3 protein-coding genes are annotated in these 2,591 nt (G+C 38.3%); 2 read left to right on the top strand and 1 reads right to left on the bottom strand.

Annotated elements, in window-relative coordinates:
- Together A3757_RS15930 and A3757_RS15925 are read left to right on the top strand one after the other, a co-directional pair.
- The coding region (locus tag A3757_RS15930; protein ID WP_156506354.1) for a DndE family protein at nt 1-184 on the top strand (184 nt) is incomplete at its 5' end.
- Nucleotides 185-197: 13 nt separating this feature from the next.
- Entirely contained in the window at nt 198-1,073 is an 876-nt protein-coding gene (locus A3757_RS15925) for a phosphorothioated DNA-binding restriction endonuclease (protein WP_068739908.1), read from the top strand.
- A 23-nt stretch (nt 1,074-1,096) separates the two neighbouring features.
- On the opposite strand, the gene A3757_RS15920 is transcribed toward A3757_RS15925, so the two are convergent.
- On the bottom strand, nt 1,097-2,290 hold the full coding sequence (locus A3757_RS15920) for a DGQHR domain-containing protein (protein WP_068739906.1): 1,194 nt from the start codon (nt 2,288-2,290) through the stop codon (nt 1,097-1,099).
- Nucleotides 2,291-2,591: the final 301 nt, after the last annotated feature.

Here is a 2,591-nt window from a genome sequence, read left to right as displayed (position 1 = left end):
ATTAGATGACCAAAAAACTAACGGTTCATTGGCTTTAAGTAAAAGCATTTGGTTTGGAGACTATGAATCGTTGATTGAAACGCTTCTAAGAGATCATTATCCTGATTTAGATGATGAATCGTTGGTCAAAGCATGGGCTAGCCATGTAAAACATGGCGAAAGTTACTTAAGCAATCTAGCTTAGAAAAAGGTAACGAGTGGAAAATCAATTTATTAAAGACATCATATGCGCCCTTTCTGTATGGGAAAAAGGAGAAGTGAGAGCACCTCATAAACCATTGCTAACCCTGCTAATACTAGGTCATTATCAAAACGGACATAGTCGTTTAGTCAAGTACATGGATATTGAGAAGAAGCTAAATGCACTCTTAAAAGAGTTTGGCCCATACAGAAAAAGCTACCATCCTGAGTACCCATTTTGGTACCTAAAAAACGACCAATTCTGGGAGCTAGATAATGTTGAAGGCTTTAGATTGAAGAAAGGTAAAAACCAGCCTTTAGTTTCCGAATTCAAAAAGCACAACCCTAATGGCGGCTTCACTAAAGAAATATACGATGGCATATGTACAGCTCCTTCATTGATAGTGGAAATAGCTGAGAATCTTCTTGATTCTCATTTCCCAGAGTCCACCCACGAAGACATATGCTCTGCTGTTGGCTTAGATTTAAGTAGATTCACAATAACTAGAAAAAAAAGAAATCCAGAATTCAGAGATAAGGTTCTGAGAGCATACGAATATAAATGCGCGATCTGTGATTACAATATCAGGATTGGAGATAGCCCCGTCGGCCTCGAAGCTGCACACATTAAATGGCATCAAGCAGGAGGCCCTTGTGCCGAAACGAATGCTTTGGCTCTTTGCTCCCTACACCATAAACTTTTCGACCGCGGTGCATTTACAATCAATCGAGAATTCCAGCTAATTATTTCAGAGTGGGCACATGGAACAAATGGTTTTAACGAGTTGCTCCATAATTTCTCTAATCGAAAAATCTCCTCACCTAGAAAGATAGAATACCAACCATCAATTGAGTATTTGGATTGGCACTTCTCTGAAGTGTTCCGTCAATAAGTAGTCCGTTTATCCTCTAGAATCTAGAATGCTGGGGGAAGTTCTCTTGTTCCCTTAGTCGCGACACGAAAACTTCGACTAACCCCTTCAATATCTTCATCTATTAAGCCAAACATATACAACATAAAATCTATCATTACTTTTTTATTCTTGAGCTCTAATTTACCTGTATTCCATATTAAGTTGTTCAAATGAGCCCCATCCATAGAAAAATCAAATTCGTTTACTTTGGTTTCCAGTTCATCAAGCCGGTCTGATTTATAAAACGCTTTATAAACTTCAGCCATTGCCATTATACCTACAGGTCTGAAAAGCAAATTATTCTCAGTGAAACGTGCCTCCTCTATTGTTATTTGCTTATCAATGATACATCGTTTAACAGAAGTTATTTTCATCATCACGAAATCAAAAAAACTCTTTGATATATCAAACATCTCGTTCAGGTCATCATCATTCCAATTTTTTTTCCTAAAATTTCTATGCAAAGGTTTGAGGATTTTATTGACAGAAGCCAAAGTCAGTAAGTTTGTATATTGCTCGACACAGTTAGCTGGAAGAGAACCGCTTTTAGTTAACGCAATTAAATCACCAGACATAAAATGTTCGTAATCACTATAAAGCCTTCGAGCAACAATGTTGTGAGAATCTTCTTCATCTATTATCGCCAAGTCCCCGTTTGAAACTCTAACGGCTTTTTTATTTATGTCAGCGAACAGTCTTCTAGTTCTTCGATTTCCACACTCGTCATCATTATGTGCCACAAAAATAACAGAAAATTGGTCTTCGCTAGCCAGCCCTTCACTTTGAGCATGTTTTATTGCTTCAACTCGATGCTGCCCATCGATTGCAAACATCTCTTCGTTGCCATCAAATTTTAGGATTCCGACAGAGTCTTCCAAATAGCTTATTTCGTTTTCACCTAAGTTTGACAACTCGTCAACCATAGCTAGAGAAAATGAATTCCATTCAGGAACTCCCCCAAAAACACCGACAATTATCGAGTTAAAAAAACGATCGTCTCTCTCATCAATATATTTCACTAATTTGTCGACATTAGCAGTGATATCTCGCTGTAGATATTCCTCTAGACTTTCAGCCTCTCTGATATTATGAGCTCGCAAGATCTTTTGACTAATCTGTTCCGCTGTCATTACAGTAGAATAATAAACCCAGTCTCCCACAACACCTCTCAAACAAGGAAATACATTAGTCGCCATTACTTATCTTCCCCACGCATTTCTAGATTCCTTAATTTCAACTGGAAAATCTCTCTTTCCCGCCCAAGGGTAGTAGAAACCATGAAATGCAGTTTCAAGCTCCCTTAATTCTTCAGGTTGAAGGTCCACTTTCGAATAAACAATATATGTATTTTTATGGTAGAACTTCAGTGCATTATGAACCGCTTTTCTCTTCTTTGCGTATTCCGCGCGAACCTGATCGCTCGTTGCGATTCAAAGTGATCACCTGTTGCGACGGAACGTGATCACTCATTGCGATTCAAAATGACTCACTTTTAGC

The sequence above is a fragment of the Oleiphilus sp. HI0117 genome (assembly GCF_001635235.1).
This window is presented reverse-complemented; position numbering and strand designations above follow the sequence as displayed.

Coding starts and splice junctions, on each gene's coding strand:
- A3757_RS15920 (WP_068739906.1), bottom strand. CDS start 2,290: ATGGCGACTAATGTATTTCCTTGTTTGAGAGGTGTTGTGGGAGACTGG.